The organism is Kluyvera chengduensis, assembly GCF_044197065.1.
GTDB lineage: Bacteria > Pseudomonadota > Gammaproteobacteria > Enterobacterales > Enterobacteriaceae > Kluyvera > Kluyvera ascorbata_C.
Genome location: NZ_JBIQOI010000010.1, coordinates 1 through 22,960, shown reverse-complemented (window position 1 = coordinate 22,960; position 22,960 = coordinate 1). Strand labels below are relative to the sequence as shown.

At 52.4% G+C, this 22,960-nt stretch carries 27 protein-coding genes and 1 pseudogene; 8 read left to right on the top strand and 20 right to left on the bottom strand.

Annotation, left to right across the window (positions count from 1 at the left end):
- Nucleotides 1–124 precede the first annotated feature (124 nt).
- Entirely contained in the window at nt 125–721 is a 597-nt protein-coding gene (gene rsmD / locus ACH1XZ_RS19685) for a 16S rRNA (guanine(966)-N(2))-methyltransferase (protein ID WP_395596837.1), read from the top strand.
- A complete protein-coding gene (locus ACH1XZ_RS19680; protein ID WP_395596836.1) occupies nt 711–989 on the top strand; it encodes a DUF1145 family protein in 279 nt (92 codons plus the stop codon). The genes rsmD and ACH1XZ_RS19680 overlap by 11 nt, the downstream gene beginning before the upstream one ends.
- Nucleotides 990–1,044: 55 nt before the next feature.
- On the opposite strand, the gene ACH1XZ_RS19675 is transcribed toward ACH1XZ_RS19680, so the two are convergent.
- The 9 genes and pseudogenes from ACH1XZ_RS19675 to ACH1XZ_RS19635 all read right to left on the bottom strand — a co-directional run bounded on the left by ACH1XZ_RS19675 (nt 1,045) and on the right by ACH1XZ_RS19635 (nt 6,556).
- On the bottom strand, nt 1,045–1,296 hold the full coding sequence (locus ACH1XZ_RS19675; RefSeq protein ID WP_395596835.1) for a hypothetical protein: 252 nt from the start codon (nt 1,294–1,296) through the stop codon (nt 1,045–1,047).
- A 273-nt stretch (nt 1,297–1,569) separates the two neighbouring features.
- The gene (locus ACH1XZ_RS19670; RefSeq protein ID WP_395596834.1) at nt 1,570–1,974 is read right to left on the bottom strand and encodes a hypothetical protein; all 405 of its coding nucleotides are present in this window, start codon (nt 1,972–1,974) and stop codon (nt 1,570–1,572) included.
- 250 nt (nt 1,975–2,224) lie between these two features.
- Nucleotides 2,225–2,962, bottom strand: a complete 738-nt coding sequence (locus ACH1XZ_RS19665) for a hypothetical protein (RefSeq protein WP_395596833.1) — start codon at nt 2,960–2,962, stop codon at nt 2,225–2,227.
- A 10-nt stretch (nt 2,963–2,972) separates the two neighbouring features.
- A complete protein-coding gene (locus ACH1XZ_RS19660; protein ID WP_395596832.1) occupies nt 2,973–3,257 on the bottom strand; it encodes an Hcp family type VI secretion system effector in 285 nt (94 codons plus the stop codon).
- Nucleotides 3,258–3,513: 256 nt separating this feature from the next.
- Nucleotides 3,514–3,695, bottom strand: a pseudogene (locus ACH1XZ_RS19655) (DUF2500 domain-containing protein); the annotation flags it as partial.
- Nucleotides 3,696–4,037: 342 nt separating this feature from the next.
- Complete coding sequence (locus ACH1XZ_RS19650; RefSeq protein WP_395596831.1) at nt 4,038–4,547, bottom strand: hypothetical protein; 510 nt, start codon at nt 4,545–4,547, stop codon at nt 4,038–4,040.
- Between the two features lie 2 nt (nt 4,548–4,549).
- Nucleotides 4,550–5,431: a hypothetical protein gene (locus tag ACH1XZ_RS19645; RefSeq protein WP_395596830.1), complete on the bottom strand. Its 882-nt coding sequence runs from the start codon at nt 5,429–5,431 to the stop codon at nt 4,550–4,552.
- A gap of 10 nt (nt 5,432–5,441) precedes the next feature.
- Nucleotides 5,442–5,921, bottom strand: coding sequence for an Hcp family type VI secretion system effector (locus ACH1XZ_RS19640; protein ID WP_395596829.1), 480 nt, complete (start codon nt 5,919–5,921; stop codon nt 5,442–5,444).
- Between the two features lie 278 nt (nt 5,922–6,199).
- Nucleotides 6,200–6,556 carry a DUF2500 domain-containing protein gene (locus ACH1XZ_RS19635; protein WP_395596828.1) on the bottom strand — a complete coding sequence of 119 codons (357 nt, stop codon included), beginning with the start codon at nt 6,554–6,556 and terminating at the stop codon, nt 6,200–6,202.
- Between the two features lie 139 nt (nt 6,557–6,695).
- Between ACH1XZ_RS19635 and ACH1XZ_RS19630 the strand changes: the two genes are divergently transcribed.
- Together ACH1XZ_RS19630 and zntA are read left to right on the top strand one after the other, a co-directional pair.
- Nucleotides 6,696–7,322 (top strand): lysoplasmalogenase, encoded by a 627-nt coding sequence (locus tag ACH1XZ_RS19630; RefSeq protein WP_035894810.1) that lies wholly within the window; start codon nt 6,696–6,698, stop codon nt 7,320–7,322.
- A gap of 78 nt (nt 7,323–7,400) precedes the next feature.
- Nucleotides 7,401–9,611 carry a Zn(II)/Cd(II)/Pb(II) translocating P-type ATPase ZntA gene (gene zntA, locus ACH1XZ_RS19625; RefSeq protein WP_395596827.1) on the top strand — a complete coding sequence of 737 codons (2,211 nt, stop codon included), beginning with the start codon at nt 7,401–7,403 and terminating at the stop codon, nt 9,609–9,611.
- A 98-nt stretch (nt 9,612–9,709) separates the two neighbouring features.
- Here zntA and tusA read toward each other — a convergent pair whose 3' ends face one another.
- A complete protein-coding gene (tusA, locus tag ACH1XZ_RS19620; protein ID WP_394764835.1) occupies nt 9,710–9,955 on the bottom strand; it encodes a sulfurtransferase TusA in 246 nt (81 codons plus the stop codon).
- A gap of 182 nt (nt 9,956–10,137) precedes the next feature.
- Here tusA and ACH1XZ_RS19615 point away from each other — a divergent pair, with 182 nt between their 5' ends.
- Together ACH1XZ_RS19615 and ACH1XZ_RS19610 are read left to right on the top strand one after the other, a co-directional pair.
- Nucleotides 10,138–10,803, top strand: coding sequence for a 7-cyano-7-deazaguanine/7-aminomethyl-7-deazaguanine transporter (locus tag ACH1XZ_RS19615; RefSeq protein ID WP_395596826.1), 666 nt, complete (start codon nt 10,138–10,140; stop codon nt 10,801–10,803).
- A 72-nt stretch (nt 10,804–10,875) separates the two neighbouring features.
- Nucleotides 10,876–11,433 carry a DcrB family lipoprotein gene (locus ACH1XZ_RS19610; RefSeq protein ID WP_395596825.1) on the top strand — a complete coding sequence of 186 codons (558 nt, stop codon included), beginning with the start codon at nt 10,876–10,878 and terminating at the stop codon, nt 11,431–11,433.
- 33 nt (nt 11,434–11,466) lie between these two features.
- Here the strand turns inward: ACH1XZ_RS19610 and ACH1XZ_RS19605 are convergent, their stop codons facing one another.
- The 9 genes from ACH1XZ_RS19605 to ACH1XZ_RS19565 form a co-directional block, all read right to left on the bottom strand.
- A complete protein-coding gene (locus ACH1XZ_RS19605; RefSeq protein WP_395596824.1) occupies nt 11,467–12,657 on the bottom strand; it encodes an MFS transporter in 1,191 nt (396 codons plus the stop codon).
- Between the two features lie 161 nt (nt 12,658–12,818).
- The gene (arnF, locus tag ACH1XZ_RS19600) at nt 12,819–13,208 is read right to left on the bottom strand and encodes a 4-amino-4-deoxy-L-arabinose-phosphoundecaprenol flippase subunit ArnF (protein ID WP_395596823.1); all 390 of its coding nucleotides are present in this window, start codon (nt 13,206–13,208) and stop codon (nt 12,819–12,821) included.
- Nucleotides 13,208–13,546 (bottom strand): 4-amino-4-deoxy-L-arabinose-phosphoundecaprenol flippase subunit ArnE, encoded by a 339-nt coding sequence (gene arnE, locus ACH1XZ_RS19595; protein WP_395596822.1) that lies wholly within the window; start codon nt 13,544–13,546, stop codon nt 13,208–13,210. Before arnE ends, arnF begins: the two co-directional genes overlap by 1 nt.
- The gene (gene arnT, locus ACH1XZ_RS19590; RefSeq protein ID WP_395596821.1) at nt 13,543–15,198 is read right to left on the bottom strand and encodes a lipid IV(A) 4-amino-4-deoxy-L-arabinosyltransferase; all 1,656 of its coding nucleotides are present in this window, start codon (nt 15,196–15,198) and stop codon (nt 13,543–13,545) included. Before arnT ends, arnE begins: the two co-directional genes overlap by 4 nt.
- A complete protein-coding gene (gene arnD, locus ACH1XZ_RS19585; RefSeq protein WP_395596820.1) occupies nt 15,195–16,097 on the bottom strand; it encodes a 4-deoxy-4-formamido-L-arabinose-phosphoundecaprenol deformylase in 903 nt (300 codons plus the stop codon). The genes arnT and arnD overlap by 4 nt, the downstream gene beginning before the upstream one ends.
- Nucleotides 16,094–18,079 carry a bifunctional UDP-4-amino-4-deoxy-L-arabinose formyltransferase/UDP-glucuronic acid oxidase ArnA gene (arnA, locus tag ACH1XZ_RS19580; protein WP_395596819.1) on the bottom strand — a complete coding sequence of 662 codons (1,986 nt, stop codon included), beginning with the start codon at nt 18,077–18,079 and terminating at the stop codon, nt 16,094–16,096. The genes arnD and arnA overlap by 4 nt, the downstream gene beginning before the upstream one ends.
- A complete protein-coding gene (gene arnC, locus ACH1XZ_RS19575) occupies nt 18,079–19,059 on the bottom strand; it encodes an undecaprenyl-phosphate 4-deoxy-4-formamido-L-arabinose transferase (RefSeq protein ID WP_395596818.1) in 981 nt (326 codons plus the stop codon). The genes arnA and arnC overlap by 1 nt, the downstream gene beginning before the upstream one ends.
- A gap of 1 nt (nt 19,060) precedes the next feature.
- Complete coding sequence (gene arnB, locus ACH1XZ_RS19570; RefSeq protein ID WP_395596817.1) at nt 19,061–20,200, bottom strand: UDP-4-amino-4-deoxy-L-arabinose aminotransferase; 1,140 nt, start codon at nt 20,198–20,200, stop codon at nt 19,061–19,063.
- A gap of 382 nt (nt 20,201–20,582) precedes the next feature.
- Nucleotides 20,583–21,089: a phenolic acid decarboxylase gene (locus tag ACH1XZ_RS19565; RefSeq protein ID WP_395596816.1), complete on the bottom strand. Its 507-nt coding sequence runs from the start codon at nt 21,087–21,089 to the stop codon at nt 20,583–20,585.
- 99 nt (nt 21,090–21,188) lie between these two features.
- Here ACH1XZ_RS19565 and ACH1XZ_RS19560 point away from each other — a divergent pair, with 99 nt between their 5' ends.
- Both ACH1XZ_RS19560 and ACH1XZ_RS19555 read left to right on the top strand, forming a co-directional pair.
- Entirely contained in the window at nt 21,189–22,052 is an 864-nt protein-coding gene (locus ACH1XZ_RS19560) for a LysR family transcriptional regulator (protein ID WP_395596815.1), read from the top strand.
- Nucleotides 22,053–22,212: 160 nt separating this feature from the next.
- The gene (locus ACH1XZ_RS19555; RefSeq protein WP_395596814.1) at nt 22,213–22,449 is read left to right on the top strand and encodes a hypothetical protein; all 237 of its coding nucleotides are present in this window, start codon (nt 22,213–22,215) and stop codon (nt 22,447–22,449) included.
- A 366-nt stretch (nt 22,450–22,815) separates the two neighbouring features.
- Here ACH1XZ_RS19555 and ACH1XZ_RS19550 read toward each other — a convergent pair.
- Nucleotides 22,816–22,960 (bottom strand): integrase core domain-containing protein (locus ACH1XZ_RS19550; protein ID WP_395596912.1); only part of this gene is annotated, 145 nt, incomplete at its 5' end.

Below are 22,960 nucleotides of genomic sequence, written 5' to 3'. Positions count from 1 at the left end.
GAAGGCTAAAATAATGATGAAATTAGTCGGTTAGTCTACCACTTAACTTCCCTGGCTTCACCGCTTTCACCCGGCAGGGCAGAAAGCTAGAATAGCAGGCCGAAAGAGCGACCAGAGCAAGCAAATGAAAAAACCAACTTCCGGCGGCATGGGCCAGATCCGCATTATTGGCGGTCAGTGGCGCGGCCGTAAACTCCCCGTTCCTGATAGCCCAGGCCTCAGACCCACCACCGATCGCGTGCGTGAGACCCTCTTCAACTGGCTGGCTCCCTCCATGGTGGATGCCCGCTGCCTGGACTGCTTCGCCGGAAGCGGCGCGTTAGGGCTGGAAGCGCTCTCCCGCTATGCTGCCAGCACAACGCTGCTGGAGATGGAGCGTTCCGTTGCGCAGCAGCTACAAAAAAACCTCGCGACGCTAAACGCCGCGCAGGGCAAAGTGGTGAATACGAACACCCTCGCATTCCTCGCTCAACCGGGTACGCCGCATGATATTATTTTTGTCGATCCGCCATTCCGGAAGGGATTACTGGAAGAGACGTTAAACTTACTGGAAACCCACGGTTGGCTGGCCGATAACGCACTCATCTATGTAGAAAGCGAAGTCGAAAACGGTCTGCCTCCAGTGCCGGTCAGCTGGGATCTGCATCGGGAAAAAATCGCCGGTCAGGTTGCCTACCGTCTCTATCATCGTGAAGTGCAGGGAGAAAGTGATGCTGATTAATCTTGGACGCGCGCTGATGCTGTGCGTATGGGCCTTCCTGGTGCTGAACCTGGTTCACCCGTTTCCGCGCCCGCTGAACATTTTCGTTAACGTTGCGCTGATTTTTATGGTGCTGATGCACGGCATGCAGATGGCGCTGCTGCAATCGACGATGCCAAAAGATGGCCCGCAAATGAGCCGCGGCGAGAAAGTGCGTATCTTCCTCTTCGGCGTGTTTGAACTGCTGGTGTGGCAGAAAAAAATCGGCGCTAACTTGAAGAAAAAGTAGTAATAGAATTGCCCGATGCGATTTTACTCATCGGGCTTCAAATGTGGCGTTGCTGTTATTGATGTGGCTGGATTGAGTCAAGTTTATCGTTAAGTTCTTTAATCTCTTTGGCGCCCTTATCCTTGCTATCCCAGATAATTTTCACCGGCTCGCAAATTGATTCATTTTTTGTGTACATAATACCTGAAAATGGACCTCCACTGTAGCAGTAGACATAGCCAGAGCTAAGTAGATAAAATGGGGTGATGATTGAGGTAACAGTACCTAACACAAGGGCTACTCCTCCATAACCCAGTGCAATATTCATCCCTCGATGGAGTATCTTGTTGGGAGCCAGATTCCTTGAAAAAAAGCAGACATAAAAAGAAAAACAAAATAGACCGCAGTCGGCACAAAAAGTACTAATGATAGGGATTGGACGTAAAAATATATAATACTACGCAAGTTTACGACATTCATAACCTCAACGATACAACTACTATAGGTAGAATAAGTTACATACGAGATAATTGCTGAACCCGTCAGTATTACACATCTGTTTTTTATATGGGTGTAAACGTTCAAATTAATGTTCCTTTCGTCAGTCGTTTCCGGAAGACATCATAAAATCAAGCCTATCGTTTAGCTTGTTAATTTCCTTAACGCCTCCATTATCCCAGGCAATTTTCGTCTGCTCGCAGATCGACTCATTTTTCGTGTAATAAATACCTGAAAATGGACCACCACCGTAACAGTAGACATAACCTGAGCTAAGAAGATAAAATGGGATAATAATTGAGATTACAAAACCAAGTACGAAGACAATACATCCATAACCCAGCGCAACATTCATTCCTCGATGGAGTATCTTGTTAGGCGCTATGTTTTTTGAAAAAATGGCAGACATAAAAAGAAGAAAAAAATAAATAGCCACAGGAATAACAAGTAATATTGGCACATCCTGCCAGCAAAAATAAATAATACTCCGTAAATTTAAAACAGCCATAACACCTACAATACAGATTTTATAGGTTGAGTAGATGAAGTATGAGAATATCGCCATTCCAAAAAGTATTTTACATCTGTTTTTTATATGAGTGTAAATATTCAAAATTAATACCCCCCTCGAAAAAAAGAATGCGAGAAATCAGATGAATGTTTATGATTCCATTCTTCGATACGTTGTCGTTCTTTAAGCCCGGAACGAATACACTCAATCAATCTATTAGATAGTTGGTTAGTTCTATCATAAGTATCTAACTGACGAGTAATAATAACCCCAAGAACAACAACAAAAAAATTCCTCCCCATATAGGAACAACTAAACTCGCAGAAAATGCCGTTGCCAGTGATACCCCCCCACCCACAACCACCTGAGTAACAAAAATCGTCATAATCACCTTAGCCACATCCATTGTGATATTTCCCAGAAAGGCCGCGACATCGTGATCAGATCTAAAAATTAACTCGACAAGTCTCCAGCAGGCTGAAAACCAGATGCAAAACCGTGCTCCTGAAATTATGCCGGCTTGGACACCTGCTTTACCAATCCCTAACTCCAGAAGTTTGGGGTGATTGACGCGATAGCGGGTCCCATTAAGAATTCGCCGCAAGGAAGGGTAGCCGGTAATTTTCACATACATTTTCCCGCCATAAGAGTATTGAACAGCCTTAACCCCCAACCCTTTAAGCGTAAAAACAATCTTCCCGGCATCTCTATATGAGATCAGTTTCACAATATTTGCCGCACCACCGGCAGCATCTCTAATATTTCCCGCATAGGTGGTGGCCTGCGACATGGCGTTGCTTTTTAGCAGATCGTCAATAACGCCCTGCGCCTCCTCCAGCGACAGCAGCATGACGTGTTGTGCATCTTTATCTAGCCGCTGTTTAAACGCCCGGATATCGTCCTCAAAGCGCCTGGCAAGCTGCCAGTTGTTTTCTCTAAGCAGGTCTTTTGAGTTTTGATCAATCCAATCGATATAACCAACCATATACATTCCCTTAAAAGATACGTTCTTCCCACAAGCTATATGCGCTGGTTCCCGCTATATGATGATCCCAACTGATTGACTCATAAGACAGCTCAATTGATTCCTCGGGTTGCCCGGCGCTATCATCAATAGTATCTGGGACGTGAAGATGAATGCCATGTGAAATTACCATGACCATAATCTGATCGCCGTGTACCAACTGCGCTTTATTTCCAATAGAATCAACGGTAGAACAGCCCGCCGAAATTACCCCCTGAAATTGACCATTCAGCGTTAACCACACTGAATTTAACATATAACATCCTTATGCATAAACGCGAACAATAACCCCACGTAATAAAAGCCATATTATTTGCATTAAAAAACAAGGATATCTATAGCGTAAAAAACAAATGATGACTAACTCTAAATTTTAAATATCAACAAAAAAATAAAGTATCAGTCAGATATAATACATTTGAACTAATTGATATTAAATTTCAATATATGTGATCGTTGTATTACGCGTATCAATATAAAAAATACTATCGCCCACCGCCAGCTGATGATACTTCTACGCTGAAACACACCTCCAGCCACCCCTGCTCCGGCTTAAAGCTCACGTCATAGCGCATCTCGCTACCGGCAGGCGTCACCGCATGCTGATACGAACGGTCTGCCGTACAAAGCGGAACGGTGTGGCCCCCACAATAACGGCGACGACTATAATGAAAAATAACGGAATCTTGCACATTTCAGATGCCTTTAAGAATTTACGCAAATAATGGAGTGATTATTGAGACAACAGCACCCAGTGCAACATTCATCCCTCGATGGAGTATCTTTTTGGGAGCTTCCCCTAAAAAAAGCAGACATAATAAGGAAAACAAAATAGACCGTAGTCGGCACAAAAAGTTATAACGACAGGGATTAGAAGCAACAATATATAATACACCGTAAGTTTACGGCACTCATAACCTCAACGATACAACTACTATAGATAGAATAAGTTACATGCGAGATAATTGCTGAACCCGTCAATATTATACATCTGTTTGTTATCTGCGTATAAATGTCAAAATTCGTATCCCTTTCGTCAGTTTTTTCCGGAAGACATTATGAAATCAAGCTTATCGTTTAGTTTATTAATTTCCTTAACGCCTCCGTTATCCCAGGCAATTTTCGTTTGCTCGCAAATGCCCTCGTTTTTCGTGTAATAAATCCCTGAAAACGGACCGCCACCATAGCAATAGACATAACCTGAGCTAAGAAGATAAAATGGGATGATAAGTGAGGTTACAAAACCAAGCACAGTAACAATACCTCCATAACCAAGCGCAATATTCATACCTCGATGCAATATATTATTAGGTGTTATATTTTTTGAAAAAACAGCCGACATAAAAAGAAGGAAAAAATAAATCCAGGTCGGAATGAAAAGCAATAATGGCACATCCTGCCAGCGAAAATAAATAATACACCTTAAGTTTACCACCCCCATAACACCTTTAATGCAGATATCATAGGTTGAATAGATAATATATGATAACACCACCATCCCAACACATATTTTTGCTCTGTTTTTTATATGGGTATGAATATCCAATACTAATATCCTCCTCGTAAAATAGAACGCGAAAAATCAGAAACATGTTTAGCATTCCATTCTTCAATACGCTCTTGTTCTTTAAGTCCAGAAAGAATACTCTCAATTAGCTTATTAGATAATTTATTATTTTCATCATAGACATCTAACAGACTTGTAATAAAAAAACCAAGAACAACAACAATAACAATCTCTCCCCATATAGGCACAACCAAACTTGCAGAAAATGCCGTTGCCAGTGATGCCACTCCCCCCACAACCACCTTAGTAACAAAAACCGTCACAATCACCTTAGCCACATCCATAGTAATATTTCCCAGAAAGGCCGCGACATCGTGATCAGATCTAAAAATTAACTCGACAAGCCGCCAGCAAGCTGAAAACCAGATGCAAAACCGTGCTCCTGAAATTATGCCGAATTGAACGCCAGCTTTACCAATCCCTAACTCCAGAAGCCTGGGGTGATTGATGCGATAGCGGGTCCCATTAAGAATTCGCCGCAAGGAAGGATAGCCGGTAATTTTCACATACATTTTCCCGCCATAAGAGTATTGAACAGCCTTAACCCCCAATCCTTTAAGCGTAAAAACAATCTTCCCGGCATCTTTATAAGAAATCAGTTTTACAATATTTACCGCACCACCGGCAGCATCTCTAATATTTCCCGCATAGGTGGTGGCCTGCGACATGGCGTTGCTTTTTAGCAGATCGTCAATGACGCCCTGCGCCTCCTCCAGCGACAGCAGCATGACGTGTTGTGCATCTTTATCTAGCCGTTGCTTAAATGCCCGAATATCGTCCTCAGAGCGCCTGACAAGTTCCCTATTGTTTCCTCTAAGCAGGTCCTTTGAGTTTTGATTAATCCAATCAACATAACCAACCATCTGCATTCCCTTAAAAAATACGTTCTTCCCAAATACTGTATGCACTGGTTCCTGCTATGTGGTGATCCCAGCTGATTGACTCATAACACAGATCAATAGATTCCTCAGGTTGCCCAGCGCTATCATCAATAGTATGTGGGACGCTAAGATGAATGCTGGAAATTCTGGCATTCGTTAATTTTACCGTGTAGTAAAGCTCGTTAAACCCCATCCGATTCGTTCGGTAAAAGCTAAATTCGCAGGTGAGTTCTTCATTATCATTGATAGCTTTCCCCAGCAATGGCGAAGCTTTATCCACTGGTTTCACCATCGTCATGGACTGATGATTCACGTTCTGCTCACGGTGAATGCCATGTGAAATTGCCATGACCATAATCTGATCGCAGTGTACCAACTGAGCTTTATTCCCAATTGAATCAACGGCAGAACAGCCCGCCGAAATTAATCCCTGAGATTGACCATTCAGTGTCAACCAAATTGTATTTGCCATATAATATCCTTATGCATAGGCGCGAATAATAATTAAACGAAATAAAAGCACTGTTTAACTCGAATAAAAAACAAGGATATTTATAGCGTAAAAAACAAATGGTGACTAACTCTATATTTCAAATTGCAACAAAAAACAAATTAAAATATCAGTCAGAGATAATGCATCTAAAAGAATTGATATTTAATTTCAATATATGAGTATGTTGTATTACGAGTATCAGTATAAAAAAGACTATCGCCCTTTGACACAACCGCATCAATGGGCGATATCGCTCCCTATTCGGCCTTAAAATCGACAAAGCGCGAACCTTTGTAGCTCAGCGTCCCCTTATCGCCCACCGTCAGTTGATGATACTGCTCTGCTTCTACGCGGAAACTCACCTCCATCCCGCCCTGCTCCGGCTTAAAGCTCACGTCATAACGCATCTCGCTACCGGCTGGCGTCACCGTCTGCTGACGCGAACGGCGATCGTTCAGCACCTTCTCGCGTTTGTTACTCACCACCACCCGTTTTTGCATCAGCGGGGCGGCGTCGTTGTCCATTTTCTCCCGGCGCTGCTGCACAAAGCGGAACGAAGCCGCCACCACAATAACGGCGACGACTATAATGAAAAAAAGCGGCATCTTGCTCATTTCAGGTTCTCTTAAGAATTTACGCAAATCATAGTAAACGGTGCGGTCTGCCATTGTCATCTGACGGCTGTGGCTACTACACTGGACATTCGGACGGGCGGTACAGTACCCATTAAGATAACAGATACAGGGACTTATTATGCTTTGGTCGTTTATCGCAGTATTCTTCTCAGGCTGGCTCTACGTTGATGCCGCCTATCGTGGGCCCGCCTGGCAGCGCTGGGCATTCAAACCTATCACCCTAATCTTACTGCTGTTTCTCGCCTGGCAAGCGCCAATGTTTAACGCCATCAGCTACCTCGTACTCGCGGGTCTGTGTGCGTCGTTGATAGGCGATGCGTTAACGCTATTACCGCGCCAGCGCATGCTGTACGCCGTGGGCGCGTTTTTCCTCTCGCACTTGTTGTACACCATTTGGTTTGCCGGACAGCTGACCTTCACCTTCTTCTGGCCGCTACCAGTCATTCTGCTGGTTATCGGCGCGCTGTGGCTGGCCGTTATCTGGACGCGCCTCGAAGAGATGCGTTTACCGGTGCTGGCCTTTATCGGCATGACGCTGGTGATGGTCTGGGTCGCGGGTGAACTTTGGTTCCTGCGCCCGACGGATACGGCACTTTCAGGCTTCTTCGGCGCAGGTTTACTGCTGTTAGGCAATATCGTCTGGCTGGTGAGCAAATATCGCTGCCGCTTCCGGGCAGATACGGCAATCTATGCCGCCTGCTATTTTGCCGGGCATTTCTTTATCGTTCGCGCGCTTTACCTGTAATTTCCCGCTTGACTCTGGAGTCGACTCCAGAGTGTATGCTGCGCTTAATGAAGCAACGATCATTAATCGGAGGATACGATGTCGACTCCAGAGACTCGTCACAATAAAGCCCCCCAATTCTCATCCTTTAAGCTCGCGCCTGCGCCACAGCCGCAGGACGACTGCTGCTGCGAAAGCCAATGTGCAACGGCTGAGCCCGTAATAGAACCAACGCTGGACGCCCGCTATAGCTGGGTCGTCAACGGCATGGACTGCGCCGCCTGCGCCCGAAAAGTCGAAACCGCAGTAAGCCAGGTGGCTGGCGTGAAGCAGGTTAAAGTCCTGTTCGCCACTGAAAAACTGCTGGTTGATGCCGATGACGACATTCGTACCCAGGTGGAGAAAGCCGTGAGCGCCGCGGGCTATACGCTGCGTAGCGACAGCGAACCAAAGGCCGAGGAGAGCACTTCGCGCTGGCGGGAAAACCTACCGCTTATCGCACTCGCCGTGATGATGGCGATTAGCTGGGGTCTGGAGCAGTTCAACCATCCGCTGGGCAACCTGGCGTTTATCGCCACCACGCTTGTCGGGCTCTACCCTATCGCCCGCCAGGCGCTGCGCCTGATGAAAAGCGGTAGCTGGTTCGCCATTGAAACGCTGATGAGCGTCGCGGCCATCGGCGCGCTGTTTATCGGCGCGACGGCGGAAGCCGCGATGGTGCTGCTGCTGTTCTTAATCGGCGAACGCCTTGAAGGCTGGGCGGCTAACCGCGCGCGTCAGGGCGTGAGTGCATTAATGGCGCTGAAGCCAGACACCGCCGTGCGCGTGCGTGATGGCCAGCGAGAAATCGTCGCCCAGAAGGATCTTCAGCCGGGCGATGTGATTGAAGTGGCCGCCGGTGGGCGCTTGCCTGCCGATGGCAAGCTCATCACCCCGTTCGCCAGCTTTGACGAAAGCGCCTTAACCGGCGAATCCATTCCGGTTGAGCGCAGCGCGGGCGAGAGCGTGCCAGCAGGCGCTACCAGCGCCGACCGCCTGGTGCAGCTGAGCGTTATTTCAAAGCCTGGCGATAGCGCCATCGACCGCATTCTGCGCCTGATTGAAGAGGCCGAGGAACGTCGCGCGCCTATCGAGCGCTTTATTGACCGTTTCAGCCGCATCTATACCCCGGCGATTATGGCCGTCGCGCTGCTGGTGACGCTGGTGCCGCCGCTGCTGTTTGCCGCCTCGTGGGAGGAGTGGATCTACAAAGGGCTGACGCTGCTGTTGATTGGGTGTCCGTGCGCGCTGGTTATCTCGACGCCAGCAGCCATTACCTCAGGTCTTGCCACCGCTGCGCGCCACGGTGCGCTGGTTAAAGGCGGTGCGGCGCTGGAGCAACTGGGTCGCATTACCCAGATGGCGTTTGATAAAACAGGCACCCTGACGCTCGGCAAACCGCAGGTAACCACAGTTATCCCAACGGCTGAGCTGAGTGAAGAGACCCTGCTGGCGCTGGCCGCCGCGGTGGAACAAGGTTCGACCCACCCGCTGGCGCAAGCCGTGGTACGCGAAGCCCAGCAGCATGGGTTGACCATTCCTCAAGCCACTGAGCAACGTACGCTTGTGGGTTCGGGTATTGAAGCCAGCGTCGACGGGCAGCGCATAGTTATCTGCGCAGCAGGCAAGTTCCCGGCACCCGATCATCAGGCTGAGATCCAGCAACTGGAAAGCCAGGGTAACACCGTGGTGCTGGTGACTCGCGGCGAGACATTACTGGGGATTGTGGCGCTGCGCGATACGGTACGTCAGGAGGCGCGTCAGGCGGTCGATGGCCTGCGAGAGTTGGGCATTCAGGGCATCATTCTGACCGGGGATAACCCGCGCGCTGCCGCCGCCATTGCCGATGAGTTAGGCATGGCCTATCGCGCCAACCTGCTGCCTGCCGATAAGGTCACTGAAGTAACAGCGCTGAACGCCAAAGGCCCGCTGGCGATGGTAGGCGACGGGATTAACGACGCACCGGCAATGAAGGCTGCGGCGATGGGTATCGCGATGGGCAGTGGCACCGACGTGGCGCTGGAAACCGCCGATGCCGCGCTGACGCATAACCGCCTGACCGGGCTGGTGCAGATGATTCGTCTGGCGCGCGCGACTCATGCCAACGTCCGACAAAACATCGCCATTGCACTGGGGTTGAAGGGGATTTTCCTTATCACCACGCTGCTCGGTATGACCGGACTGTGGCTGGCGGTGCTGGCGGATACCGGTGCGACGGTGCTGGTGACGCTGAACGCGCTGCGACTGCTGCGCGGGAAGTTTAGCGCGTAACCCTGTAGCCCGGGCGAGGCGTTTACGCCGACCCCGGGTTGGCTCGATGCCATTCCCGGCGGCGCTGCGCTTGGCCGGGCTACAGGGTATGGTATCGACTAATGACTCTTACGCAGCAAATACTGGTACGGCAAAGACTCGGTTTGCTGAGCAATCAGCTCATGTTCCATAAAACGGCAAAAGCCGGGGATATCGCGCGTGGTGGCGGGATCGTCGGCAATCACCAGCAGCGTTTCCCCCACGGGCATCGTCCGCACGGTTTTACGCACCATCATTACCGGTTCCGGGCAGCGCAGCCCTTGCGCGTCTAAGGTATGGTCGGGGCTGGAAAACAAATCGGTCATGAGAATCTCATCATCAGAAAAAACGCGCTTAGTTTACGCTGACCTTGCCTCAACGCAACCAGGTTAACGATTGCGCGAAAAACAACCATTGCAATGAAACGCGAAAGCAGTATCATTCCGCCCCTGCAATGGGTTTGCAGACTTATTGGGTTCCCTCACCCCAACCACTAAAAAGGTACAATATGACTCCCTTTACATCCATACAGCGCCGTCATGCGCTGGTTTGGCTATCGCTATTTCACCTGCTGGTGATCACCTCCAGTAACTATCTGGTTCAGTTGCCGGTCTCTATTTTCGGCTTCCACACCACCTGGGGCGCGTTTAGCTTTCCATTTATCTTCCTCGCAACCGACCTGACCGTGCGGATCTTTGGCGCACCGCTGGCTCGCCGTATCGTTTTCGCGGTAATGGCCCCGGCGCTGATGATCTCCTACGTCATTTCGTCACTGTTCTATATGGGCGAATGGCAGGGTTTCGGCGCGCTGGCGCACTTTAACCTGTTCGTGGCCCGTATCGCCGCCGCCAGCTTTATGGCCTATGCCCTGGGGCAGATCCTTGACGTGCACGTGTTCAACCGCCTGCGTCAGAGTCGCCACTGGTGGCTCGCACCCACGGCCTCCACGCTGTTCGGCAACATCAGCGACACGCTGGCATTCTTCTTTATCGCCTTCTGGCGCAGCACCGACCCGTTCATGGCCACGCACTGGGTGGAAATCGCCCTCGTCGACTACTGCTTTAAAGTGCTGATCAGCATTGTTTTCTTCCTGCCGATGTACGGCGTGCTGCTGAATATGCTATTGAAAAAGCTGGCAGATAAATCTGATTTGTCAGCGATGCAGCCAGGTTGAGAGTTCATTACACGGGTTGTGATAAGATACGCAGATGAGCCGTTATGGCTATTTATCGAAAGGAAGATGTCAATGCGCAAATTGGTGAAATATGCTGGTATTGGCCTGCTAGTGATGGGCCTTGCTGCCTGTGACAACAGCGACACCAGCACCCCTGCACAAGGTTCTGCTGCCGCAAGCGATGCCGCAGGTCAGGCAATCAATCTGTTAGACGGTAAGCTGAGCTTTACGCTGCCGGCCGGGATGACCGACCAGAGCGGTAAGCTGGGCACCCAGAGCAATAACATGCACGTCTACTCTGACGCCACCGGCATGAAAGCGGTCATCGTCATCGTTGGCGACGACACCAGCGAAGATTTAGCGGTGTTGGCAAAACGTCTTGAAGATCAGCAGCGCAGCCGCGATCCTCAGCTGCAGGTGGTGACCAATAAATCCATCGAGGTGAAAGGCCACACGCTGCAACAGCTCGACAGCATCATCTCTGCAAAAGGGCAGACCGCGTACTCTTCCGTCGTACTGGGTAAAATCGATGGCAAGCTGCTGACGATGCAGGTTACGCTGCCAGCGGACAACCAGCAGCAGGCGCAATCTGACGCTGAGAAAATCATCAATACGCTGGTCATCAACTAAGTTTTGCTGACCGCTAAACGGCCTCTCGCGTGCTTACGCCAGGGGCCGTTTTTTTAACTGCCATCCCAACAGCAGCGCCACCGCCACCAGCCCTGCAGCGGCAATGTAAATCGTCGAAATCCCCATCCACGCCATCATCAGCCCGGCGAGCGGCCCGGTAATACCCAGTGATAAATCCATAAACACGGTGTAGGTAGCCAACGCCGACCCTTGGTTTTGTTGCGGTACGGCCTTCACCGCCACCACGCCCAGCGCCGGGAACACCATCGAGAATCCCGCCCCCGCAAAGAAGGTACCGATTTTTGCCATCAGCGGCGTATCCGCCACGCCCACCAGCAGCAGGCCAACAATCTCCACCGAAAAGCAGATCATCGCCACGTTCAGACCGCCCAGGCGGTTAATGCCGTTCGGGAACAGCAGACGAGTGCCTACAAATGCGCAGCTAAAGAGGGTGAGCGCAAACGCCGCGCCGTCCCAGCCTTTTGCGTCATAGAATAGGGTGATAAAGGTGGCGATCACCCCAAAGCCAGCGGAAGCCAATGCCAGCGCCATGCCGTAAGGCCAAACGCGCCCCAGCACCGCACGGAAGGACATCGGCTTGCCCTTTTGGGCTTTCACTTCTGCGCGCGGCAGCGCGCACAGGATAGCGACGGCGGCCACGGCCATAATCGCCAATGCCAACCCCTCCAGGCCCACATAGCGGTAGCACACCACGCCGAGCGGCGCGCCCATCGCCATCGCGCCGTAGGTGACAATCCCGTTCCATGAGATCACCCGGCCAATGTGCGGCGAGCCCACCACGCCAACGCCCCAGAGCGTGGAGCCCGTACCGGCAAAACTTTGACCGATGCCGAGGATCACGCGCCCCAGGCACAGCAGGACCAGACTCACCAGCGGCCAGTCGCTGCCCGTTGCCGCCAGCAGATAGCTCAACCCGCTGAGAAAGCAGCCGCACAGTCCCATCACCACGATACGCTTTGGCCCCAGCAGGTCGGCATAACGCCCGGCGTGCGGGCGACTGAGCAGAGTGGCAAAGTATTGCAGGCTTATCACCAGCCCCGCCCAAAAGGCGCTGAACCCCATCACGTCGTGGACATAGCCGGGCAGCACCGCCAGCGGCAGGCCAATGGTGAGGTAGCTGGCGAAGTTGAAGATAACGATGGAGACAATACGCAGGTTGAGGCGCAGACCGCTAAGCTGCCCCTCTGCGTCGACCGCAGGCATAGATAATCCCTTATAGATGCAACGAAAAAGGCATTATTGCACATTTTATCACCCGGGCGCTGCGCTGCGCTTGGCCGGGCTACAGATTGTAGGCCTGATAAGCGAAGCGCCATCAGGCGGAACGGCGCAGATTGCCGGATGGCGGCGTTGCCTTATCCGGCCTACGAGGTATGGGGAGGTTTGTTTGGCCAGAAGATGGTGATAACACCCGAGATAATGACGACGACGCCCAGCAGGCCTCGCCAGGAGAAGGGTTCGTGCCAGCCGGGCAGCCAGATAGCGGCACACCACACCACCATGTAGCTCAGGCTCAGCAGTGCGTAGGCTTTTGCCAGCGGCAGCCGCTTCAGCGCGAAGAACCAGCAGGCCATCGACGCCACATAGCCCAGCAGCCCGAGGAAAAGCGCCAGCGTACCGTCGCCGAAATGCAGCAGATGCAGCAGGAACACCAGCGGCTGCTCCGCCGAAGGCAACGTGGTCATCGCCACCCGCAGCGTCAACTGAGCGACACTCACCAGCGCCACGCTCATTAATGCCCAGATAAGCCCCATCAGGCGCTGCTCCCTAGCAACATAATACCGACAATAATCAGCGCCACTCCCGCCCAGTGTCGACGGCTCACTGGCTCGCGCCAGATGGTGCGTGCCGCCAGCGTCACCCAGACAAAGTTAAGGCTCAGCATCGGATAGGCCACGCTGACCGGAATTTGCTGCAAAACCAGCAGCCACAGCAGCATCCCCAGCCCGAGCATCGCTAGCGCGAGCCCAAGCCAGGTCAGCAGATGACGCCCACGCCGCCCGGAAGGCGCCGGGCGCGTGGCCTGTTTCTGGCACAACTGCCCGGCACAGCTCAATAAGCTGGCAAGCAGCAAACAGGCCCAGGTTATCATTGTGGACGATACTGAATAAACGCAGTACGACCCATCACATACACCTCATCAGGTTTTGGCAACGGCAAATCCACGACTTTAGCATTGCGCGGCAACTGCAGCACCAGGGAGATAGGCCCTTCCTGGCGATGTGCTTCCAGCCACTGTGGGAAATCGCTATCGGCGATGAAGCGCCCTTTAGCATCCGGATAGGAGAGACCGTATTTCAGTTCACCCGTCTGCCCATACATGATGATATCGCTGCGATTCAGCTCCCAGGCAAGCCCTGCGGCAATACCGACGCTGTTGCTCAGCACGTAGCGGCTCGGCGTCAGCGATTCACTCACGATATCCACCAGGAACTGCGGCTGCTTACTGTCGGTCACGCGGTCTGGAATGGCAAAGCCTACCAGCAGCGCTAACCCTATCGGGCAGAGTGCCGCCAACGTCCAACGCTGCGCATCCGATTTGATTGACAGCCACCCCATCAGCGCCCAGACAAAGAACGCCACCGCTGCCAGCACGCACTTATACAGCTCAATCTGCATCCACACCGGATGCTTCATCGGCCCCCATGGCGACACAACAAACACCGCTACCAGGCCAATTACGCCGAATACGATGTTGATGATGCCGTTTATCCGCAGCGCCTTCGTCCCCACTTTTGCCGCATCCAGCGCATAGCGCGCCATCAGCATCGCCAGCGGTGCAAAGCACGGCAGAATATAGGTTGGCAGCTTGCCTTTGGCGATACTGAAGAACAGGAACGGCATCACTATCCAGCCCAACAGATAGAACGCGCTGCCCTGCCCTTGACGATCGCGCCAGCCGAGCTTTAACGCGCCCGGCAGCAGCGCCAGCCAAGGCAGGCTCCCGGCAATCAGGAACGGCAGATAGTACCAGAACGGCGCTTTATGCTGGGCGTCGCTCTGCGCAAAGCGCTGAATATGCTCAACCCAGAAGAAATAACGCCAGAAGTCGCCTTCACGCTGCGCAATCGCCAGCCCCCAAGGCAACACGGTCAGTACGCATACCAGTACCGCCAGCCAGCCCCAGATAAGCACTTCCCGCCAGCGTTTCTGTACGATAACCCACGGCAGTACGCCAATCACCGGCACGGCCAGCGCCAGGAATCCTTTGGTCATCACCCCCATTCCGCAGGCAATGCCGAGCAGTACGTAGCCCCAGAAGCGTTCACCGGTGGTTTTCGCCGATGCCGCCAGCCAGAAGCTGAACATCGCCAGGGTCATCCACAGGGTGATCATCGGATCAAGCACCGTGTAGGTGCCGATACCGTAAACCAGGAACGCCGTTAAGAAGATAACCCCGGACAGCACCGCCACTTTTTTGTCGCGCCAGATACGCCAGGCAAGCCAGGCCACCAGCAGCGCTGATACGGTGATGGAAAACACGGCGCCAAAGCGCACGCCAAAGTTGTTATGCCCAAAGAGCCACTGACCAATGCTGTTGATCCAGTAGCCCGCAATCGGCTTTTCAAAATAACGCAGGCCGAGGAAATGCGGCACAATCCAGTCGCCGGTGGCCAGCATTTCGCGGCTTATCTCCGCATAGCGGGTTTCATCCGGCTGCCACAGCAACCGGAAATTGAGGGGCAAAAGATAGTAAAGAACGAACAATGCAACTAGCGAAATACCGTAGCGAAGGGATTTCATACATCGGGGCTCAATAGTTGTTGGCGACCAAGCCAGCCTTCACGGCCGGCCAATTCTCCCCGTACCACCTTCCCGACCGGGAGCTGACGGAAGTCATCCGGAAGAAGCTGGCTCAGCGGGCAAAACAGAATTTCCTGTTGCGCCGCCAGGGTCAGCAGATAATCGAACTGTTCGGCGCAGACACCGCCTTCAACTTCTGCATGGATGGTATACACCGGCGTACCAGTATCTTTGCGGATCTGCTCCAGCAACCAGCGGTTATAGCCTTCCGCGCTAACCACGGTGCCCACCGCTTCATCCCAGGTTGGCAGCGTGACGGGGATCTGCACGGTAGCCGTATCCCCATTACTCAGCTGTGGAAGAAACGGCTGCGTGCCGCGACAATCGCTGTTGTAGAGAAAATCGAACGACTCTTTAGCCTTCACCACGCGCTGATCCGCACGCCAGCCCGCCACCGCAGAGCAGGTGACCGGGCGACCAAGAATCGCTTCCAGCTCCCGTAGACCTCGACCGATTTCTGCGACCAACTGCTCCTCTTTCCACACGCCGCTCCACTGCTGCCAGCGGTGATGATCCCAGGCGTGCAGACCGACTTCATGTACCTGCGCAACGCTGCGGATGATGTCCGCGTTCGCCGCACCAATGCGTCGTCCAGGCCAGGCCGTACCGGCGAGAAGAATATCCCAGCCATACAGCGATGCCGCGCGTGAGCGCAGCATCTTCCACAAGAACTTCGGTTTTACCAGGCGCCACAGGTGGCGCCCCATGTTATCCGGCCCGACGCTGAAGAAAAAACTGGCCTGTACGCGGTGCTTTTTGAGCACCGCCATCAGCCGTGGCACGCCTTCGCGAGTACCGCGAAAGGTGTCCACATCAACGCGCAAACCTACTTTTTTCATGATGATTTTTCATCCGTCAGTTCAACCGTGCGCAGGAAGAAGTCCAGCGTCTCTTCAACAGTCTGCTGCATTTCTACCGTTGGCTGCCAGTCAAGGCAACGTTTGGCGTTACGGATACTTGGCTTACGGTGCTCCACGTCCTGATAGCCTTTACCGTAGTAGTCGCTGCTTTCCACTTCACGGAAGCCAGCAAACGGCGGGAAGCGGTCGCGCAGCGGGTGACGCTCGAAGCAGTCGAGCAGCATTTCTGCCAGCTCTTTGATGCTCGCTTCGTTCTCCGGGTTACCGATGTTGATGATCTGCCCATCGCAGCGGCCATCTTTGTTTTCGATGATACGGAACAGCGCTTCGATACCGTCACTGATATCGGTGAAGCAACGTTTCTGTTTGCCGCCTTCGATTAGTTTGATCGGCGAACCTTCCACCAGGTTGAGGATCAGCTGGGTGATCGCACGGGAACTACCGATACGTGCGGCGTTCAGGTTATCCAGACGCGGGCCCATCCAGTTAAACGGACGGAACAGGGTAAACTTGAGGCCGGTTTTATCACCGTAGGCCCAAATCACGCGGTCCAGCAGTTGTTTGGAAACCGAGTAGATCCAGCGCTGCTTGCTGATTGGCCCCACCACCAGATTGGAGGTGTCTTCGTCAAAGTTCGCGTCGGTACACATACCGTACACTTCGGAAGTCGACGGGAAGATGATGCGCTTGTTGTACTTCACGCAGTCACGAATGATCTTCAGGTTCTCTTCGAAGTCCAGCTCGAACACGCGCAGCGGGTTACGGGTGTATTCGATAGGCGTCGCAATCGCCACCAGCGGCAGCACCACGTCACATTTCTTAATGTGGTACTCAATCCACTCGGAGTGGATGCTGATGTCGCCTTCCACAAAGTGGAAACGCGGGCAGTCGAGGAAACGGCTGATGGCGTCAGAGCCAATATCCAGACCGTAAATCTCGTAGTTATCGTCCTCAAGCAGGCGTTCGGTCAGGTGGTTACCGATAAAGCCGTTCACGCCCAGAATCAGCACGCGGGTACGGCGCTTCACCGCCACAAACGGACGGCTGGAGAGCAGCGCACCAGCGACCAGACCCATCGCTGGCGCCAGCTGAGTGCCCTGCATGTAAACGCCGTTGGCGCTCTGACCGGTGACGATTTCCAGCGCGCCTTCACCGCAGGCAACCACCAGCGGCGCAACGGACAGTACGGTGCCCGGCTGCGCGGCGGCCATATCGGTGCGCACGCGAGATTTCCAGACGATGAATTTATTGGTGCCAACATAGCCAAACGCGCCCGGCCACGGATCGCTCACCGCACGCACCAGGTTATGCAGCTCCTGCGCCGGTTTTTCCCAGGTCAGGCGACCATCTTCTGGGGTACGACGACCGACATAGGTGGCCTGAGTATCGTCCTGCGCACGTTCCTGCGTCTGACCACTGCGAATTTTCGGCAGCGCATCGCCCAGCAGCGTCTGAGAAGCCGCACACAGTTTACGATGCAGCGACAGCGCCACGTCAGAGTCGGCAATAGCCACGGTCTGCTGCGCCACAATATCACCCGCATCAGCGCGATGGGTCATGCGGTGCAGGGTAACGCCGGTCTCTTTCTCACCGTTGACCAGCACCCAGTTCAGCGGCGCACGGCCACGGTATTTTGGCAGCAGGGAACCGTGCAAGTTGAAAGCCCCCTGCGGCGCCAGATTGAGGATTTCGTCGCTCAGCAGGTTGCGATAGTAGAAGGAGAAAATCACGTCCGGCGCCATCGCACGAATACGGTCAACCCACAGCGGGTGGTTCACATCTTCCGGCGCATAGACGGTAATACCCTGCTCGGCCGCCAGACGGGCAACGGAGCCAAAGAAATGGTTTTCACCGACGTTATCCGGGTGAGTGAAGATCGCCTCAATGTCGTATCCGGCGTCCAGCAGAGCCTGAATACCGGTGCAACCCATGTCGTGGTAGGCAAATACAACAGCTTTCATTAACGATTTTCCTCTTCAGATTCCAGATTTTCCTGGCGAACAACACGTTGAATAAAGTAACGAGGACGGGCGCGCACGTCGTTGTAGATGCGGCCGATATACTCCCCGAGCAGGCCCATGCCGATAAACTGGGCCCCGATAAACATGAACAGAATGGCGAACAGCATGAACACCCCGTCACCCGCCCATTCCGGGCCCAGCGCCAGGCGCAGCACCACTAACAGAATGGAGAAAGCAAAGCCGAGCACGGCGATGACGCTGCCGACCACACTCAGAAGACGCAGCGGCGTGGTGGTCAAACAGGTCACCAGGTCGTACATCAGGTTGATCAAGCGCATAAAGCTGTATTTCGAGTCGCCGAATTCGCGCTCGGCGTGCATCACCGGGATCTCCACGGCGCGGCGAGCAAAGGTGTTCGCCAGAATCGGGATAAAGGTGCTGCGTTCGTGGCAGTTGAGCATCGCGTCGATGATGTGGCGGCGATAGGCGCGCAGCATGCAGCCGTAGTCGCCCATCGCTTTACCGGTGGTCCGTTGGATCAGACGGTTAATCATCTTCGACGCCGTTTTACGGAAGATGCTGTCCTGACGGTTCTGGCGTACGGTGCCGACCACGTCATAGCCCTCATCTGCCTTTTCGACCAGACGCGGAATCTCTTCCGGCGGGTTTTGCAGGTCAGCATCGAGGGTGATGATAAGGTCGCCGGTGACGTGGCTGAAGCCCGCCATAATCGCCGAGTGCTGGCCGTAGTTACGGTTTAGCAGCACCGCCACGATATGGCTGTCCGGAGCTTCTGCCGCTTCCACCAGCATGCGCGCAGAGTCATCGCTGCTGCCGTCATCAACCAGCAAAATTTCATAGTCACGATTTAGCGTCGCGCAGGCGGCGTCGGTACGGCGGATCAACTCCGGCAGACTATCCTGCTCGTTGTAGACCGGTATTACGACGGAGACTTTCTTCACTAACGGGTACTCAAACATATCAACGGCCTGCTAACTGATGGAGCGCCGTAATGACGCGGGTGGTGTCGTCATCGGTCATATCCGGGAAAAGAGGGAGCGAACAGATACGCGCGCTGTTCCATTCGGTATTGGGCAAGGAGAGTTCCGGGAAACGCTCGCGGTAATACTTCTGCGTATGCGCCGCACGGAAGTGCAGCCCGGTGCCGATACCCTGTGCCTTGAGCTGTTCCATCAGTGCATCACGGCTGATACCGCAGCGCTGCTCATCTACGCGAATAATAAACAGATGCCAGGCGTGCAGGTGCGGCCAGCTCGGTACGGCCAGCGGCTGGAAAGGCGTGTCCGCCAGTTCCTGCACGTAGCGCTGCGCGATATCGTGACGACGCTGATTGGCCTGACCCAGCTTGCCCAACTGCACCAACGCCAGCGCGGCATTGATATCGGCCAGGTTATACTTAAAGCCGGGGCTAATCACTTCCGCCTGTGGCGCGCGACCGTGGGTCTGGCGATCGTAGGCATCAACGCCAAGACCGTGGAATTTCAGGCTGCGAATGCGGTTTGCCAGCTGTTCGTCATCGGTGACAATCAGCCCGCCTTCCGCGCTGGTCATGTTCTTGATGGCGTGGAAGGAGAAAATCGCCGTTCCCTGCCAGCCAACATGATGGCCTTTGTAGTAAGTGCCTGCCGCATGCGCCGCGTCTTCAATCAGTGGAATGCCGTGGCGTTCAGCCACCGCGCGCAACCCGTCGATATCCGCCGGAGCGCCGGCATAATGCACAGGAATGATCGCTTTGGTGCGCGGCGTAATCGCCGCTTCGACCGCTTCTGGGGCGATCATCAGATTGTCGCGATCGACGTCGATCATCACCGGATTGGCGCCCAGCAGAACGATCATATTGAGGGTGGAAACCCAGGTTTGCGAAGGGGTGATCACTTCATCGCCAGGACCAATGCCGAGGGCCATCAACGTCACGTGCATACCGCCGGTTGCGGAACTCACGGCAATTGAAAAACGGTTTCCCGTCAGGGCGCAAAACGCCTCTTCCAGCGCCTGGTTTTTTGGTCCGGTGGTGATCCAACCCGATTGCAGCACCTCTTTCAGCGCTGCGAACTCCGCCTCGCCCATCGAGGGACGTGAAAACGGCAGAAAATCACTCATGAATGTTCCTTACCCTATAACGCAAATGAGTACGCCTGATTCGAGAATAAAACGGTGCTATCGCGGTGTTGTTAAAATCAGGAATAGATAGACGTAATAATTAAACCTACAACATTGAATTGCAGTAAAAGTATCAGTGTTATCTTAGGATAAGATTAAGAAAGAAATGTGCATTGACACAATAAATGATTAATAAACAAAATCAATACTTTATAAAGGTCATTGTTCTCACTGGATTTTTGTAAAAAAAAGCCCAGTTTGCATTGCAACTGGGCTTTGGCTCACATAATTCAACACTTTCTAAACAAAGCCTTTATTTCTGGACATTTTAGTATTCGTTGAATATTAGTGTAATAAATAATACTTATAAAGGTGATAAACCTCAGCGTAAATTAGCAGGGAAATCTTTTGGTAATTCGCTCGCAGCGCAGTTAATTACGCTGTCATTATTCGCCCCGCAGTCGCGAACAAAGGTAATTGTCGCGAATTCATCAATGACTTCTGTTGGGTACGCCGGGCCTGCATCACGGTAGCTATTCATCAGCGGAATGTGATCATTCTGGAAGCAGACGGTTTTTTCCGGGTTGTTCATCACCCAACGTGGGAAGAAGATAGTGCCGTGGAACAGTTTGTCGCCCAGATTCGCAATCAGGCTCACGTCGGTACCGGTTGGCTCGGTCCAGGATATTTTGTAGATGTTTTCACCTACGCGGACAATGTACGCCTGCTGGTCTTTCACCCAACGATTCGCCACGATGCCGCTGTGAATACGATAATCCAGGGTGTTGTCATTTTTAACGTAAATTTCGTAGTTCCAGCCGTTGTCATAGGTATAGACCAGATGTTTGCCAACGAAACCGCTCAAATCGTGTTTATCAAAGTTGCTCATGATTAAATCTCCTCGTGTTGATGCAGAAATAGTAATGCTTTAAAAAATAAATGAATAACGCTATGTTTTAATGAAAATCATCTAATTTTTGAATTAATCATGCATAAAACGACGCTGGAACAATGGGCACTTCTGGAAAAGGTAGTTGAGCTCGGCAGCTTTGCCAAAGCGGCGGAAGAGACCCATCGCAGCCAATCATCCGTCAGCTACAACCTGGCGCTGCTGCAGGAACGTCTGGGGGTGGCATTACTCATTCCGGAAGGCCGCCGCGCGGTATTAACGCCCGCCGGTGAACTGCTGCTGGCTCAGGTTAAACCGCTACTGAAGGCCTTCGCCTGGGTCGAGACGCGCGCCGCTACGCTGCGTGAGGGCATGCGCACCCGGCTGGATTTAGTGGTCGACAGTATTTTCCCGCGCGAGCGGCTGTTCGCTATTTTGCGCCAGTTTCAGCAGCGCTATCCGCAAACGCAGGTGCGCTTAACCGAAGTGCTGGAGAATGCCAGCAGCAACGATGTCATTCAGGCTGAAGCAGATGTGATGGTGCTGACCCGCCGTCAGGACATCACCGGGCGCGGCGAATGGTTGATGAACATTGATTTTGTCGCTGTTGCCCATCGTGACCATCCTCTCTTCGAGAGCGAAGGCGCACTCAACGATGAGCAGCTTCGCGCCTGGCCGCTAATCCGCATTGCCGATAACAACGCTGACCAACAGGCCGAACGCGATGCGTGGACCTTTTCGACCATTGATGCAGCCATCGATGCGGTGATGTATCAGGTGGGATACGGCTGGCTGCCGGAGGAGAGAATTCAGAACGAACTGGCCCAGGGGATTTTAAAGACACTGCCGCTCAGCCACGGCGTACGCCGCGCCACGCCGCTGCATTTGATCGTCAAACGGGATTTAGCCCCGCTCGACGAACAGGTGGAGATGCTGCTGCGGCTCTTTAGCCAGCAGAATTAATCGCTTATTCCTATGAAATGACAATAAAGTTTGCCCGTAACAAAAACAGTTATGATATGGAACCTTCTCTCACATATTCGTGACACTTCTGTTCATTGCGATGTACTCAGAAGTGTCTCATACTAGCTGTATAAGTAAACTATTAGGCAGGGTGTATGCTATGAATACAAAGTTTCCAAAAACGACCAGTGCTGGCTTAAATACTGGGTTGAATCATCAGCCCCATGGGAAAAAAAATATCCAGACAGTAGTACAAGTACAGGATGATCCCGTTGAAAAAGATATAAGAACCAAGACAACAAACGACCGGAGAATTGAATATAGTATTGGCTTACAAAGACTCAATAACATCACCGAAGAAAATGTTTTGTTATCAGATGATTACCGTTCGTTCTGATATGTGAACCAATAGCTAGAAATTTCATTATGATATACAAACCTTAGCTATCCAAACTTATAGTACCTTTCCGGAAATTTTTGCCCTCCTTTCTCCTGTTTCACACTTTCTTGTTTGTAGCTCGCCTGGGCTTTTCATAGTAGTCGTTCTCAGCCCCAGATTTTGCTGCCCTTAACAAAAGTAAAAAGCTGCCCAACGGGGCTGTATTTGTTTCTGGGCCGAATCAGAGTTGATTATTGCCAACGAATGCTGTTTTATCATAACTTTGTAGTTCAGTAATATCCCCAGAAAACCATTTTATTAAAAAATAGAATACGAAAAATAAGCGATTATATAAACCTGTGCTATATTGTAAGCACACCCGTTTTAGTTCCACGCACTTTTTGAGAGTTCCGGTTTTTCAGCCATCAGCCGGCACTCTTCCGGCGTCAGGTTGTTCAGGGATTCATGAGGGCGCTCGTTGTTATATTCCATCAGCCAGCGTCCGGTGATTTCCCGTGCCTCATTCAGT